A 14,755-nucleotide genomic window follows, 5' to 3' on the forward strand; every position below is an offset into this window, starting at 1 on the left:
GTCATCGTGGCTCGGCGCGGAACGCGCGGCGGTAGGCGCCCGGGGTTGTGCCGAGGGTGGTGAGGAAGCGCCTGCGGAGGTTGGTGGCCGAGGAGAGGCCGACGCGGCGGGCGACGGCGTCCAAGGGCAGGTCGGAGGATTCCAGCAGGTCGCGGGCCGTCGCGATCCGCTGGGCGAGCAGCCACTGTCCGGGGCTGGTGCCGAGTTGGTCGGCGAACCGCCGGGCCAGGGTACGCGCGGAGACGCCCGCGTGCGCGGCCATGGCCTCCGTGGTCAGCGGTTCGCCGAGCCGCCTCGCGGCCCACTCCAGCAGCGGCGCGAGCGTGCCGTCGATCTGTGCCGGGTGGGGCGGCGCGGAGTACTGCGACTGGCCGCCTTCGCGGTGGGGTGGCATGACCATGGTCCGTGCGACGTGCGCGGCGTACCGCGCGCCCTGGTCGCTGCGGAGCAGGTGCATGCACAGGTCGAAGCCTGCGCCGGCGCCGGCGCTGGTGGCCACGTCACCGTGGTCCACGTACAGCACGTCCGGATCGACCCGGATGTGGGGGAAGCGCGCGGCGAGGTCGTCCGCCAGCGCCCAGTGCGTGGTCGCCTCCCGTCCGTCCAGCAGGCCGACGTGCGCGAGCGCGAAGGCGCCGGAACAGATGCTGACCACCCGCGCTCCGCGGGAGTGCGCGTGGCGCAGCGCCTCGACCACGGCAGGTGAGGGCGGCTCGCCGGCGGGCAGCCAGCCCGGGACGACCACGGTGTCCGCCCGGTCGAGGGCGTCCAGGCCGTCGGTCACGAGCATGTCGTAGCCGGCGTACGTCGCGACCGGGCCGGGGCGCTCCGCGCACACGCCGAAGACGTACCGCTTCGGGAGTCCTGGCCGCTCGATGCCGAACACCTGGGCCACGCAGGCCAGTTCGAAGGTCGACTGCGGGGGGCGGACGAGCGCCGCCATGCGGTGCATGGCAGGAAAGTACCGCAGGATGTCTTTTCTGACACTCGGCGGTGCGACGGCCGGCCCACGAGGCTGAGCCCATGACGACAGAACAGAACGCGCCCGCCTACGAGTGGTCCGCCGTCCAGGACGCCCCGGTCCGGGAACTCTTCCCGGGCATCCGCCTGCGCCCGCTGTGGAAAGGCGGCAACGGCGCGCAGGCCCTTGTGCTGGAGATGGACGCGAACACGTGCTGGCAGGGAATCGACGTCCACGACCCGGGCCCCGAGGAGGTCTTCGTGGTCTCCGGCGTCTTCAACGACGGGACCCGCGACTACCCGGCCGGCTCCTTCATCCACGCCTCCGCAGGGACCTCCCACGTCCCGCAGACGACGACCGGCTGCACGCTGTTCCTTTTCTACCCGGAAGGCTAGATCACTGCTGGTCACCCGGCATCACGGCCGACCGCCGTCTCCGTCTCTCCCAGCGGACCGCATGACAGACGGCTACTGAGCCGGGCCGGGGCGTAGGGAGGGCAGCCAGTCGTCGGCCTCTCGCGGGGAGGTGAAGTGGATGACGTGGAGGTGGGCGAAGCGGGGGTCGTGGACGCGGGTGTCGATGTCGGAGTGGCGGGTGGCGTGCTGGGTCCATGCCCACCAGGCCGGGTGGTCGGGGCTGAACCATTCGCGCCAGGTTTCCACGTTGCCGCCGAAGACGCGCTCGCGGAGCAGGGTCCTGCGCAGGGAGCGGCGGAGGACGCGAGGCATGATCACGGATCTGGGGTAGTCGAGCCAGATCACCGTGTCGGCGCGGGTCCAGAGGAGGTCGCGGACCTCCGGGTATCCGAACGAGTCGAAGACCCAGCCGGAGGTGGAGGCGATCTCGGCCACGCGCCGGGCGAATTGAGGGTCTGTCGCCCACTTCGGCCCGGTGAACCGCAGGGCGTCCAGTTCGTGGCACGGGAGCCGGAGCCGGGTCGCGACGGCCCGCGCCAGGGTGGTCTTCCCGGCTCCGCTGATACCGGCGACGAGGACGCGTCGCATGGGCATGGTGGTCAGATCATCGCCAGGGGTTCCGCCGGGGTGTGGCCCGTCACGTGGGACGAGGAGAGGAGCCGTTCGGTCGCGGCGGGGCGGAGGCGGACGTAGGAGTAGCGGTCGGCGGAGTAGACGCGGACGCCGTCCGTGCGGCACTGGCGCATGAGGGTCTCGTCCCATTCCTCCGAGAGATCGGCGATGCCGAGGGCCGTGAGGGCCTGGCGGCGGGCGAGGATGGTGCCTCCGGTCACTTCGGGGAGGAACCGGTGTTCGGTGCCGGGGGCGTGGAGCAGGGTGGTCCCGGCGCCGAGAATGTGGGCGTAGTAGGACGACTTCCCGATGATCTCGGCGTCCACGGCCGCGAAGTAGCGGACGAGGTCCGCGAGATAGTGCTCGCCGTACAGGTCGCGCGGGTCCAGGACGGCGACCAGGTCGCCGTCGGCGAGGCCGAGCGCCCGGTCCAGGGCCGCGCCCCTGGTGAGCGCCCCGCCCGTCTCTCGTACGATGACGTCGCCGCCGTGCACCGCCGCCGCGGCCTTCTCGACGGCGGCGGCGTCCACCCCTTCGGCGACGATCACGAGCTGGCCGGGGGCGTGCACCTGGTGCCGGAGCTGGGCGAGCACGTGATCGAGCTCGGCCGGGTCCGAGACGGCGGTGATCGCGGTGACGGCCCCGGCGTTCCGCAGCGAGGGCAGGCCGGCGGCGTCGAGGATCGGGTCGAGCAGCGGGGTCACGGGCACGGTGGCCCGCCAGGCGAGGTGCGCCTCGGCCGCCGACTGGTCGTCGGCCGCGAGGTACTCCCGCACCGAGGTGAGCGCGCCCCGCAGGGACTCCTCATCGGTGGGCACGGGAGCGGTGAGCTGCATGAGCGGGGTACCGCAGGCGGACAGTTCCTCCACGGTGCGCGCGTCGGCGTCCGGCCCGGCGACCACCAGCGACACCGAGCGGTAGACCGTCAGCAGGTCGTCGTAGGTCGTCTTGTCGTCCGACAACGGCCGCCAGGGAGCGTCCGCCGAGGCGCCCGCGGGGAGAAGGGATTCCGGGAAGCCGGCGGGAAGGTCGCCCTGGAGGGCCGTCCCGAGAAGGCCGACGCCCGCGCGGCCGGCCGCGGAGGGGGTCTGGTTGTGGACGCGGGGCTGGACGGACAGGGGGAGGACGGCCACGCGGTCGTGGCGGAGGGCGGCCCGCCATTCGCGGGCGCGGGCCTCCGAGGTGGCGAGGACCTGGTCGAAGTAGGACGCCACGGGAGCGCTGTGGGAGAGCGGGCCACCGGAGTGCCAGAAGATCGTGCGGATGCCGCGGCGGCCGCACTCCTCGGTCAGGTCGCGTAGGCCGCGCGTGCGCCCGGCGAGTTCTTCGAGCCAGCGGCCGCCGTTGCCCTGCAGGGGGCCGGGTTGGACGGACTCGACGAACAGCAGGTGGGGACGGTGCTGGTCGAGCATGGCGCGCCAGTTGTCGGGGCCGAAGTTGGTGACCTGCCGCCATTCGTAGCGGAACAGCGCCTCCGAGCGGCGGTCGACGATGGCCGCGACGGTGAGGTGCGGCCGGGTGAGCGGTCCCTTGGGGACGGCGAAGCCCTCGGCCATCGGCGCGGACACGTCGGGCCCGGCGGTGGCGGGGGCCACGGGCTGGACGGCGGGGGGCTGGGCGAGCGGGGTGGGAGCGAAGTCGGAGCGCTTGGGCGCCGGGCGCTTCCTCACGGGCGCCCGCAGCGTCTTCGCGACCTCGCCGGGCTTCTTGGTGTGGATGGCGTCGCCGAGCTTGGACCACCGGCTCTCCTGCACCGACTCCAGGCGCCACAGGGCGACCTCGGTCTGGTACTTCTGCTCGGCGAGGTTCTTGGCGAGCTGGGCCGCCTGCCGCTCGGTGCTCTTGAGCCGGGCCTCGGCCTCCTTCAGCCGGGTGAGCGCCTCGGCTTCCGAGGTCGCGGCGGCGGCGAGACGTGCCTGGTAGTCGGCCAGCAGCCGGGCGAGTTCCGCGGCGTCCCGCGCCGCCGACACGGCCGCCTCCAGTGCCTGCCGGGTGCTCTCCAACTCTTCGCTCAATGCCATCACCGTGTCCCCAGAGCCGTCGAGGAAGAATAATCGCAGATCTCCACCGACCATCTCGAACCAGAACCAATCAGGTGTGTGCGACTTCCGTCTCTCCGCCCCCTCATGAACCCGCGAATGCCACATCACCGGACGGCCGGTGATCGGTCCCGCCGGACCACGACCCTTCGGACATGTGTGACTCCGTACACTCGGCAGGTACTCGCTGCGGTGCTGAGGGGAGACGACCGGTGCGCAAGGGGAAGTGGCCTGAGTACGCGGCACGGCCGTACGTCTGCGGCGCCATCGGGGCCTACGACCCGGGCAGGCTGGCGGTGCTGGCGAACGCGGGCCCCCCGGTGCGGGAGGCGCACCGCTCCCCCGGCGCCGCGCTGTTCGCCTCCGCGCCGCTGACGCCGTACGCGGGCACCGGGTCGTACCGCGACCGGGACCCGGCGGGCGGTCAGGCGGGTGCCGCGCTGAGCTCGGTCCCGTTCCGCGAGGACCTCCTCCCGGCCACGGGGGCCGACGTCAGCCCGCACGCCGGCGCGAACGGGAGCCGGACGGCCCCGGACGCGGCCGGGCCGACGGGACACGGAACGGCCGAGACCGGTCCAGGCACGGCGGCCGAGACCCGTTTCGCGGGGACCGGGACCGGTGTGGGCCCTGGGGGCGAGGCGCGGTTCGCGTGGGGTGAGCGGCGGCCGGACCAGGCCGTGCCCTGGCTCGCGGTGGCCGAGACGTACGAGGCGCCGGGGCTGATCGACGAGCGGGACGCCGTCACGCTGCACACCGGGGCGTTCGGGCTGGTGGACGTGTACTACCTGGCCGACGGGGACGCCGTCTACTTCGCGGGGAACATCGAACCGCTGCTGGCGCTGGCCAGGCGGCCGTACGAGGTGGACTGGGACGCCTGGGCGGCGATACTCAGGCTGACCTACCCCCTGCTGGAGGCGACGCCGTACCGGGAGGTCAAGAGGCTGCCCGGCTCCACGGCGCTGATCTGGTCGCGCGCCGCCCAGAAGATCACCGTGGAGAGGCACGCCCCCCGCTGGGTGCGCCAGGAGCCCTTCGACCGGGGCGTGACGGCCGGCGACATGGTGGCGCTGCTGCACGAGGCGCTCAAGCCGTACGACGACCGGGCGCTGCTGGTGCCGGTGAGCGGCGGGTACGACTCGCGGCTGCTGGCCTCGATCGTCAAGGCGCGCGGGATCGACGTCGAGTCGTGGACGACGAGCCCGGACGACGGCCTGGACAACGACATCGACTTCGCCCGCATCGTGACCCGCGAGCTCGGCATCTCGCACCGGATCGTGCCGCAGGACCCGGCGGCCTACCCGGATGAGGCGCGCTGGGCGGCGCGCAGGCTGGAGTACCTGACCAGCCACCACGCCTGGTACTCCCCGTTCGCCCGCGAAGTGCACGCCGCGGGACGCCCGATCGTGGACGGCCTGGCGGGCGGCCCGCTGATGAAGAACTTCCTGATCACCGCGGACGCCGTGGGCGCGGGCACCACCGGGGACCGTCAGGCGGCCCTGCTCGCCGCGCTGGCCACCGGCGAGCCGCACATGCCGCTGCTGTCCGAGCCCGCCCTGGCGTTCGTCGAGGACCGGGTGGGGGCGGCGTTCGCGCAGGCCACCTCGATGCTGCGCGGGCACAGGTCGGAGCTGCCGCTGAGCGTGCTGCACACCCGCACGGCCCGGGGCATCGCGCGCTCCCCGGTGAACCTGGTCGGCCCGGAGGTGACGCCGGTCTTCCCGTTCCTGCACCCGGACTTCTTCGACGCGGCCCTGTCGGTGCCCGTGGAGCGCAAGGAGGGCGGCAGGTTCTACCGGGAGATCCTCCAGGCGGCGAACCCGCGCGTGGCGTCGCTGCCGTCCACCAACGGCGCGCTGCCGCACCGGCGGGTGCCGCTGCGCTCGGCGGGGCCCGTCGCCCGGGAGTGGAACCACCGGATGCTGGTCCGGGCGGCCGAGGCCGTCCCGAGCCTGATGTCGGGCCCGATGCTGGACACGATCGCGAAGGGCCCGGACGCGCTCACGGCGTTCGGCTCGTGGAACTCGCGGTTCTGGCTGCGCGGACTGGTACTTTTCGGCTCCTGGCTCACCGACTACGGGGACGTGCTCGGCGACCTCACGCCGCCGTGGGACGAACGGCCGTGAAACCGTCTCACGATCCGGACGGCGGCGCCTAAGTCGGCGACACACTGCGTGCATGTCTCATTACGTGAGACTTCGCGGGAAGGATGGGGTTTTACGCGGTTGCGACACCGGGTTTCCCTTGCGCGCAAAGGATTACGTGGTTGCCACGCTGAGCGACGATTGCTGATCTACCCCGGACGTCCCTAATGGGCTGCTAGTCTTCCGCGAAACAGCGCCGAAACACACGCCGCGCACCAACACCCCTGAGGTGGCGGCGTCTGCGCGGTAGCCGCGGGGTAGACGGCTACACCGGCGTAATACCCCGTTTGCATGTCCACTCTCCCAATGCGAGCGAACATATGAGCGCTTCACCCTGCCCGGAATCTGTTTCCGAGGACTTCGTGTCGTCCGACCCGCTCTGGTACAAGCGGGCGGTGTTCTACGAGGTGCTGGTCCGGGGCTTCCGTGATTCCAACGGGGACGGCACCGGTGACCTGCGCGGCCTGATCGAGAAACTCGACTACCTGCAATGGCTCGGCGTCGACTGCCTGTGGCTGCTGCCGCTGTACGAGTCGCCGCTGCGCGACGGCGGGTACGACATCGCCGACTACATGAAGATCCTCCGGGAGTTCGGTGACCTGGCGGACTTCGTGGAGCTCATCGAGGAGGCGCACAAGCGGGGCCTCCGGATCATCACCGACCTGGTGATGAACCACACCAGCGACCGCCACCCGTGGTTCCAGGCGTCCCGGCACGACCCGTCCGGCCCCTACGGGGACTTCTACGTGTGGTCGGACGACCCGACCCGGTACCCCGACGCGCCGATCATCTTCATCGGCGCCGAGGACTCCAACTGGACCTACGACCCGATCAGGGGCCAGTACTACTGGCACAGGTTCTTCCACCACCAGCCGGACCTGAACTACGAGAACCCGGCCGTCCAGGACGCCATGCTGGAGGTCCTGCGGTTCTGGCTCGACCTCGGCATCGACGGCTTCCGCCTCGACGCGGTCCCCTACCTGTTCGAGCGGGACGGCACCGCGTGCTCGGGCCTGCCGGAGACGCACGCCTACCTCAAGCGGGTCAGGGCCGAGGTCGACCGCCTCTACCCGGACCGGGTGCTGCTGGCCGAGGCCAACGGCTGGCCCGAGGACGTCGTGGAGTACTTCGGGGACGCCGCGGTCGGCGGCGACGAGTGCCACATGGCGTTCCACTTCCCGCTCATGCCGCGCATCTTCATGGCCGTGCGCCGCGAGTCGCGCGAGCCGATCTCCGAGATCATGTCCCGCACGCCGAAGATCCCGGAAACCGCCCAGTGGGGCATCTTCCTCCGCAACCACGACGAGCTCACGCTGGAGACCGTCACCGAGGAAGAGCGCGACTACATGCACGCCGAGTACGCCAAGGACCCGCGCATGCGCGCCTACCTGGGCATCCGGCGCCGTCTCGCCCCGCTGCTGGAGAACCAGCGCGACCAGATCGAGCTGTTCACCGCGCTGCTGCTGTCCATGCCGGGCTCCCCGGTCATGTACTACGGCGACGAGATCGGCATGGGCGACAACATATGGCTGGAGGACCGGGACTCGGTCCGCACGCCGATGCAGTGGAGCCCGGACCGCAACGCCGGGTTCTCCGGCGGCGACCCCGGCCGCCTGTACCTGCCCGTCGTCATGGACCCGATCTACGGCTACCAGGCCGTCAACGTCGAGGCCCAGATGAAGAACTCCGGCTCGCTGCTGCACTTCACGCGGCAGATGCTGGAGGTGCGGCGGCGGCACCCGGTGTTCGGCACCGGCGCCTACACCGAGCTGTGGTCGCCGAACTACAGCGTGCTGGCGTTCGTCAGGGAGGAAGGGGACGACCGCATGCTGTGCGTCAACAACCTCTCCAAGCACCCGCAGCCGGTCGAGCTGGACCTGCGCAGGTTCGCCGGGCTGACCCCGGTGGAGTGCCGGGGCGACGTGGCCTTCCCGGCGATCGGCGATCTGCCGTACCTGCTCACGCTGCCCGGGCACGGCTTCTACTGGTTCTCGCTCACCGAGCGCTGAGCGCCGACCCCGCGGCCGGCCGCCTCAGCGCGGCGTGACCGGCACGCGGGCGCGCGCGGCGCCGCGGGCGGGGATGACCGCCACCAGGAGGGACGCGCCGATGGCCGCCAGCGCCGTGACCAGCAGCGTCACGGCGCTCGGCGGGCTTCCGATGCCGGCTCCGATGCCGCTGGCGACGCCCTGCAGGTCGATCAGGCCGGGTGACACGGCGGCCCCGGCGAGCGCGCCCGCGGCGACGCCGAGCACCGCGGGCAGCCCGATCCCCGTCACGAGGGTGGCCATCACCTGGCGCGGGGTCAGGCCCATCGCCTTGAGCACCGCGAGGTCGAGGGCGTGGTCGCGCAGCCCGATCGCGCTGGCCGTGAGCATCGTGGCCAGCCCGAGCAGCGCCAGCACCGCCACCAGCGCGACGATGATCACGCGGATCACCGCGAGACGGGCCGCCGGGTTCACGGCCTGGGCGACCTCCAGCCCCTGCTCCTGGAGGCGGGCGCGGACGGCCGCCGGGTCGGCCCCTGGGCGCAGCACCACGCCGTAGAACTGCGGCGGCAGCGCGTCCTTGGGGGCGAGGCTGTCCAGCGCGACCGACAGCACCTCGCCGTCCTGCTCCGGCTCCAGCACCCGCCCGACGATCCGCACGTTCAGCGGAGTGCCGCCGATCGTCAGCCGCGTCCGGTCGCCGATGCGCACGTTGAGCAGGTCGAGCAGGCCCTGCCCGGCCACGGCCTCCCCGCGCGCCCGGAACGGGCGGCCCTCGACCACCGAGAACGGGTACGGCTCGCTCGCCATGCCGAGGGCGCGGGTGCGCACGGTGCGCGTCTGCCCCGGGACGAGCGCGTCGACCTCCGTCCCCGGGTAGGACGCGACCACGTCCGGGTCGGCCGACGTCAGGCGGTCGGCGGCCTCGGAGGACAGGCCGCCCGGCCGCACGGTCAGCGCGGCGGCCTGGCCCACCCGCTCGGGATGCTCCTCGAACGCGTCCAGCGTGGCCCAGCAGCCCAGGCCGATGGCGATCATCATCATGGGGATCGCCAGCCCGAACGTCGTCAGCAGCGCAGGGAGCCTGCGCGTGAAGGCGTCCCTCGCGCCGAGCACCAGCGCGGGCGGCAGGCGCACCAGCAGGGCGAGGCGGGCCATGCGCGACAGGTGGCCGCGCGGCGGCGACGCGGGGGCCGCGGGGATCGGCGGGGTACGGCCGCCGCGCCAGGCCGGCAGCCACACCGCGACCAGCACCACCAGCGCCGCGCCGCAGGTGATCGCCACCAGCGGCGCGGAGGAGAGCGGGACCACCGCCGCCTGAGTGGACACCGTGATCAGCCGGCCGCACAGCACGCCGAGCGCCACCCCGGCCAGCCCGAGCGCGCCGTGTTCGGCGAGGAGCATGCGGACCACCTGGCGCCGGGTGAAGCCCAGCGACTTCAGCGTCGCGATGTCGCGCTGCTGGGTCAGCACGCGGCCGCCCGTCGCGTTGGCGATGGCCAGCGCCGCCGCCACCAGCCCCACCACGCCGAACAGGCCGAGCAGCACGCCGAGCAGCCGGTTGTCCAGCTCCATCGACGCCCGCACCTCGCGCCAGGTCGTCGCCCGCTGCACCTGCCCCGCAAGGACGGTGGTCGTGCGCTGGACGACCAGGGAGCTGGCGTCCGGGTCGGCCAGCCGCAGGCCGGTGACGGTCTCACTGCGGCCCTCGGCGGGCTCCACCTGGTCGAGCGTGCCGGGCAGCGTCCAGGCCAGGCCCGGGGTCCACTCGGGGTAGAAGCCCTGGTCACCGCTCTCGGCGAGGCCGGTCACCGTGAGCGCGTGGTCGGCGCCGTTCAGGCCGACCACGGGGAACGGCGAGCCGGGGCGCAGGCCGAGCGCCAGCGCGAACGACCGCTCGACGACCACGCCCGCCGGGGCGCCCGGGTCCAGCCAGCGGCCCTCGCGGACCACCGGACGTCCCACCGGCGGGAGCACCGCGGACATCTCCTGGAGCGCGACGGGGGTCTTCTTGCCGCCCTGGGTCAGGGTGGCGGGCGCGCTGCGGTAGGGGCCGGCGACGTCGGTCACGCCGTCGATCGCCTTGAGCGCGGCCGGGTCGGGCGCGTCCTTGGTGTGGATCCAGACGTGCGCGCCGTTGCCCTGGGTGAACAGGCCACGCCACGGGTTGGTGCCGTCCTCCAGCAGCGTCGCCCCGGTGACCAGCGCCGCCACGATCCCCGCCACCGCCAGCACCGTCAGCGCCGCCTGCCCCCGCCGAGCCCGCAGATCAGCACGAATCCACCTACGTTGAGCTGTGTTTATGGCGCTCTCTCCGTTCGCGCGGCGTGAGGGCGCCCTTGAGCCGGCGCTCTTCCGCCGTCCCGCGCAAGGGATCGTTCCTCACCCTTGCGCGGGACGGCTCCAGAGCACCGGCGCGCCCTCACGCGGCTTGCTGGGATGGTGGGCATCTTCAGCCCCGGAGTTCTATGACCTTGCCGGGGCCAGAGCCGGGGTCGGGGTCTGGGCGGGGCTTGGGGCGGCGGGGTGAGGTTATGGCGCCGTCGTCGGCGATCTGGCCGTCCAGGAGGGTGACGAGGCGGTCGGCGAGGGCGGCGACGCGGGCGTCGTGGGTGACCATGACGATGGTCTGGCCCTGGCGGTGCACCTCGCCGAGCAGGCGGAGGACGTCGCGGGTGTTGCGGCTGTCGAGGTTGCCGGTGGGCTCGTCGGCCAGCAGCAGGCGGGGCTGGTTGGCGAGGGCGCGGGCCAGCGCCACGCGCTGCTGCTCGCCGCCGGAGAGCTGGGCGGGCGAGGCGTCGGCCTTGCCGGACAGGCCGAGCTCGCCGAGCAGGTACTCGCGGCGCTCGCGGGCGTGCCGGGGCGAGGAGCCGCCGAGCAGCGCGGGCAGCTCGACGTTGTCGGCGACGGTCATGTTGGCGACCAGGTTGAAGAACTGGAACACGAAGCCGATCTTGCGGCGGCGCAGGATCGCCCAGCCGCTCTCGGTGAGGGTGTCGGCCCGCTCGCCGTCCACCCAGATCTCGCCGCTGGTGCGGGTGTCGAGGCCGCCGAGCATGTGGACGAGCGTGGACTTGCCGGACCCGGACGGCCCCATGACGGCGACGAACTCGCCGGGGTCCACCCGCAGGTCCACGCCGCGCACGGCGGGCACCGGCAGGCCACCGGTCTGGTAGATCTTCACCAGGTTGACGGCCCGGACGACAGGACCGGCCGCACTCGGCTCTTCCGCGGGGCTCACGGGCTCGATCACCACTTCTCGTACGTCTACGCGAGCTCTTCCTGGCAACGTTCCAGCCAGTCGAGGTCGGCCTGGAGGTGCAGCATGGCGCCCTCGATCAGCAGGTGCGCCGCGCGGTTGTCCTGGTCGGTCCGCTCGGCGAGTTCTACCAGATCGCGCATGATAGCGAGGTAGTGGCGGCGCTGCCGGTTGATCAGTGCCATGCGGTCGGCCATGCCGGTCATGGGGGCGAGCACGAGCTTCATGAAGAACTCGTCCCTGACCCTCGGCCCCTCGGACGGCGACTCGACCCACTCGTCGAGGGCCTCGCGGCCCGCGGCGGTGCAGTAGTAGACCTTCTTGTTCGGGCGGTTGGACTGCTCCACGTCCACGCCGCGCACCAGGCCGTCCTTCTCCAGGCGGCCGAGCGTGACGTAGATCTGCCCGATGTTGGGAGAGGGATAGGCGCTGCCGAAGATCTGCTCAAGCGCCTGTTTGAGTTCGTACCCGTGGGCAGGTTCCTTCGCCAGGAGCGCCAGCAGCGGCAGCCGCACGCCCCACCTCCCTCGGGCTTCGACGTTACCTGAGCGTTACGAGGTAATCCGTTGACGGTCACCTTACCGCTATGCATAACATGCATGCATCTACATAACACGCATGTAACCTGATCAAAACCCGGAGGACACGTGCGGCCTCTCGCTCCCCTGCTGCTGGCGGCGCTACTGCTCGCCGGCTGCGTGGGGGGCGGCGAGCGCGAGGGGGGCCGGGCCGGGAACACGGACGGCACCGGGCCCATCACCTTCGCGACCGGCCGCGACACGACCGCCTACCTGCGGCCGCTGATCGCCGAGTGGAACCGCCGCCGCCCCAAGGAGCCGGTCAGCCTGCTCGAACTCCCGGAGGCGGCCGACGAGCAGCGCGCCCAGATGGTCGCCAACCTCCAGGCGAGGAGCGACCGCTACGACGTGCTCGGCCTGGACGTCGTGTGGACCGCCGAGTTCGCCGACGCCGGGTGGATCGTTCCCCTCGACCGCGGCACGTTCCCCCTCGACCGCTTCCTGCGGCCGGTGGTCGACACCGCCGTCTACAACGACAAGCTCTACGCGGTGCCCTACACCAGCAACGCGGGGCTGCTCTACTACCGCAAGGACATCCTGGACCGCGAACATCTCAAGCCGCCCAAGACCTGGGCCGAGCTGCGCGACCAGGCGATGCGCCTCGGCGAGAAGTACGGGCTGGACGGGTACGCGGGCCAGTTCCTGCCGTACGAGGGGCTGACCGTCAACTTCGCCGAGGCCGTGCAGTCGGCCGGCGGCGAGATCCTCAGCCCGGACGGCGCCCGGGTGACCCTGGACCTCGGCACCGCCAGGACCGGCCTGGACTTCCTGGTCGGGGGCCTGCGCGAGGGGTGGATCCCCCAGGAGGCGCTGACCTACAAGGAGGAGGAGGCACGCCTGGCGTTCCAGGAGGGCAGGCTGCTCTTCGCCCGCAACTGGCCGCACGCCTACGGGCCCGCCACGCGATCCGCCATCGCCGGGAAGTTCGGCGTGACGCGGCTGCCCGGCCTCGACGGGCCGGGGTCCAGCTCGCTCGGCGGCCTCAACCTGGCCATCAGCGCGTACTCCCGGCACCAGAAGTCGGCGCTGGACTTCATCCGGTACTTCACCGGGCTCGCGAACGAGCGCCGTGTGCTCACCGAAGGCTCCTTCCCCCCGGTGTGGTCGGAGCTGTACGACGACCCCGCGCTGATCAAGCGGTATCCATATCTGCCCGTGCTCAAGGCCAGCATCATGTCCGCGCGGCCGAGACCGGCGACCTCCGACTACGACCAGGTCAGCCTGGCCATATCGAGTGCCGTCTCCGACGCGCTCGACTTCCGCAAACCCAGCGACGAGACCGTCGCCGCGCTGAAGCAGGAGCTCGGCGAGATCATCCGCACCCCATAGACCCCCGGGGGTCCGTCCCCCGGTCATCGTTACGAACCACTTTCCTTCCTTCACTAACTCATCCGCATATTTCGGGGGCTTCACCAGGAGGTAAGCACCATGCGTGTCAGAACGACTGCGGTGGTGGCCGGGCTCATGCTCGCGGCGGCCGCGTGTGGCGGCGGATCGGACGGCACCGGCGCGGCGCCGTCGGCGTCCGCGGGCGGCGGCAGCGCGCCGGCCGCCCTGCCGTTGCAGGGCGTCAGCATCGAGGTCGCGGCCAAGTGGACCGGCGAGGAGCAGGAGAACTTCCAGAAGGTGATCGACGCCTTCCAGGCCAAGACCGGCGCCAAGGTCACCTACGCCTCGACGGGGGAGGACACCGGCGCCTACCTCGGCCCGCGCATCCAGGGCGGCAACCCGCCGGACGTCGCGATCCTGCCGCAGCCGGGCCTCGTGCAGCAGTACGCCGACCAGAAGGCGCTCAAGCCGCTGTCCACCGAGGTCCAGAAGCAGATCGACCAGAACTACACCCCGTACTGGAAGGAGCTGGGCTCGGCCGGCGGCCAGGTGTACGGCGTGCTGGTGAAGGCCGCGCACAAGTCGCTGGTCTGGTACCGCCAGCCCGCCTTCGACGACGCGGGCGCCCAGCCGGCGACCACGTGGGACGACCTGGTCGGCAAGACAGCCCAGTCGCTCGCCGACTCCGGGACCGCCCCGTTCGCGCTCTGCGGCGCCTCGGGCTGGACGCTGACCGACCTGTTCGAGAACATCTACCTGTCCAGCGCGGGGCCGGAGAACTACGACAAGCTCTCCAAGCACGAGATCCCCTGGACCGACGCCACGGTGAAGACCGCGCTGGAGAAGATGGCCCAGATCTTCTCCAAGAAGGACTTCATGGCCGGCGGCGCCTCGGGCGCCCTGCAGACCGACTTCCCCACCTGTGTCACGCAGGTCTACGGCGAGAAGAAGGCCGCCATGGTGATCGAGGCGGACTTCGTCGCGGTCTCGGTCGCCCAGTCCGGCGCCAAGGTGGGCGAGGACGCCAAGATCATGCCGTTCCCGCCGGCGGGCTCCACGCCTCCGGTCGTGCTCGGCGGTGACGTCGCCGTCGCGCTCAAGGACGGCAAGGGCGCGATGGCCCTGCTGGAGTACCTGGCCTCGGCGGAGGGCGGCTCGGTCTGGGCCAAGCAGCCCGGCTACCTGTCCCCCAACCGCAACGTGTCCCCCGACAACTACCCCGACGCGCTGACCAAGCAGCTCGCGCAGACGATCATCTCCGCGGGCGAGGCGGTCCGGTATGACATGTCGGACCTGGCGCCCAGCGCCTTCGGCGGCACCGACGGCAAGGGCGAGTGGAAGCACCTCCAGGACTTCGTGCGCAACCCCTCCGACGTGAAGGGCACCCAGGAGAAGCTCGAGGCCGACGCCGCGAAGGCCTGGAAGAAGTAGG

Annotated in this window: 11 protein-coding genes; 5 read left to right on the plus strand and 6 right to left on the minus strand. The window is 71.9% G+C overall.

Going from position 1 to position 14,755, the window contains the following annotated elements:
* Window position 1: 1 nt before the first annotated feature.
* Complete coding sequence (locus BJ982_RS35890; RefSeq protein WP_184887554.1) at window positions 2–952, minus strand: GlxA family transcriptional regulator; 951 nt, start codon at window positions 950–952, stop codon at window positions 2–4.
* Window positions 953–1,023: 71 nt separating this feature from the next.
* On the opposite strand from BJ982_RS35890, the gene BJ982_RS35895 reads away from it, so the two are divergent.
* Window positions 1,024–1,356 (plus strand): cupin domain-containing protein, encoded by a 333-nt coding sequence (locus BJ982_RS35895; RefSeq protein WP_184887556.1) that lies wholly within the window; start codon window positions 1,024–1,026, stop codon window positions 1,354–1,356.
* Window positions 1,357–1,428: 72 nt separating this feature from the next.
* On the opposite strand, the gene BJ982_RS35900 is transcribed toward BJ982_RS35895, so the two are convergent.
* Window positions 1,429–1,971 carry an AAA family ATPase gene (locus BJ982_RS35900; RefSeq protein ID WP_203958859.1) on the minus strand — a complete coding sequence of 181 codons (543 nt, stop codon included), beginning with the start codon at window positions 1,969–1,971 and terminating at the stop codon, window positions 1,429–1,431.
* Between the two features lie 5 nt (window positions 1,972–1,976).
* The gene (locus tag BJ982_RS35905) at window positions 1,977–4,004 is read right to left on the minus strand and encodes a hypothetical protein (RefSeq protein ID WP_184887558.1); all 2,028 of its coding nucleotides are present in this window, start codon (window positions 4,002–4,004) and stop codon (window positions 1,977–1,979) included.
* A 236-nt stretch (window positions 4,005–4,240) separates the two neighbouring features.
* Here BJ982_RS35905 and BJ982_RS35910 point away from each other — a divergent pair, with 236 nt between their 5' ends.
* Window positions 4,241–6,151, plus strand: a complete 1,911-nt coding sequence (locus tag BJ982_RS35910) for an asparagine synthetase B family protein (protein WP_184887560.1) — start codon at window positions 4,241–4,243, stop codon at window positions 6,149–6,151.
* Window positions 6,152–6,489: 338 nt separating this feature from the next.
* Window positions 6,490–8,178 carry a maltose alpha-D-glucosyltransferase gene (gene treS, locus BJ982_RS35915; RefSeq protein ID WP_184887562.1) on the plus strand — a complete coding sequence of 563 codons (1,689 nt, stop codon included), beginning with the start codon at window positions 6,490–6,492 and terminating at the stop codon, window positions 8,176–8,178.
* Between the two features lie 24 nt (window positions 8,179–8,202).
* On the opposite strand, the gene BJ982_RS35920 is transcribed toward treS, so the two are convergent.
* The 3 genes from BJ982_RS35920 to BJ982_RS35930 form a co-directional block, all read right to left on the minus strand.
* Complete coding sequence (locus BJ982_RS35920; protein ID WP_239122721.1) at window positions 8,203–10,383, minus strand: FtsX-like permease family protein; 2,181 nt, start codon at window positions 10,381–10,383, stop codon at window positions 8,203–8,205.
* Between the two features lie 226 nt (window positions 10,384–10,609).
* The gene (locus tag BJ982_RS35925) at window positions 10,610–11,410 is read right to left on the minus strand and encodes an ABC transporter ATP-binding protein (protein ID WP_239122720.1); all 801 of its coding nucleotides are present in this window, start codon (window positions 11,408–11,410) and stop codon (window positions 10,610–10,612) included.
* A gap of 14 nt (window positions 11,411–11,424) precedes the next feature.
* The gene (locus tag BJ982_RS35930; RefSeq protein ID WP_184887564.1) at window positions 11,425–11,931 is read right to left on the minus strand and encodes a PadR family transcriptional regulator; all 507 of its coding nucleotides are present in this window, start codon (window positions 11,929–11,931) and stop codon (window positions 11,425–11,427) included.
* A 132-nt stretch (window positions 11,932–12,063) separates the two neighbouring features.
* On the opposite strand from BJ982_RS35930, the gene BJ982_RS35935 reads away from it, so the two are divergent.
* Window positions 12,064–13,323: an ABC transporter substrate-binding protein gene (locus BJ982_RS35935; protein WP_184887566.1), complete on the plus strand. Its 1,260-nt coding sequence runs from the start codon at window positions 12,064–12,066 to the stop codon at window positions 13,321–13,323.
* 99 nt (window positions 13,324–13,422) lie between these two features.
* Window positions 13,423–14,754, plus strand: coding sequence for an ABC transporter substrate-binding protein (locus BJ982_RS35940; RefSeq protein WP_184887568.1), 1,332 nt, complete (start codon window positions 13,423–13,425; stop codon window positions 14,752–14,754).
* Window position 14,755 lies beyond the last annotated feature (1 nt).

Source organism: Sphaerisporangium siamense (genome assembly GCF_014205275.1).
Classification (GTDB): Bacteria; Actinomycetota; Actinomycetes; order Streptosporangiales; family Streptosporangiaceae; genus Sphaerisporangium; species Sphaerisporangium siamense.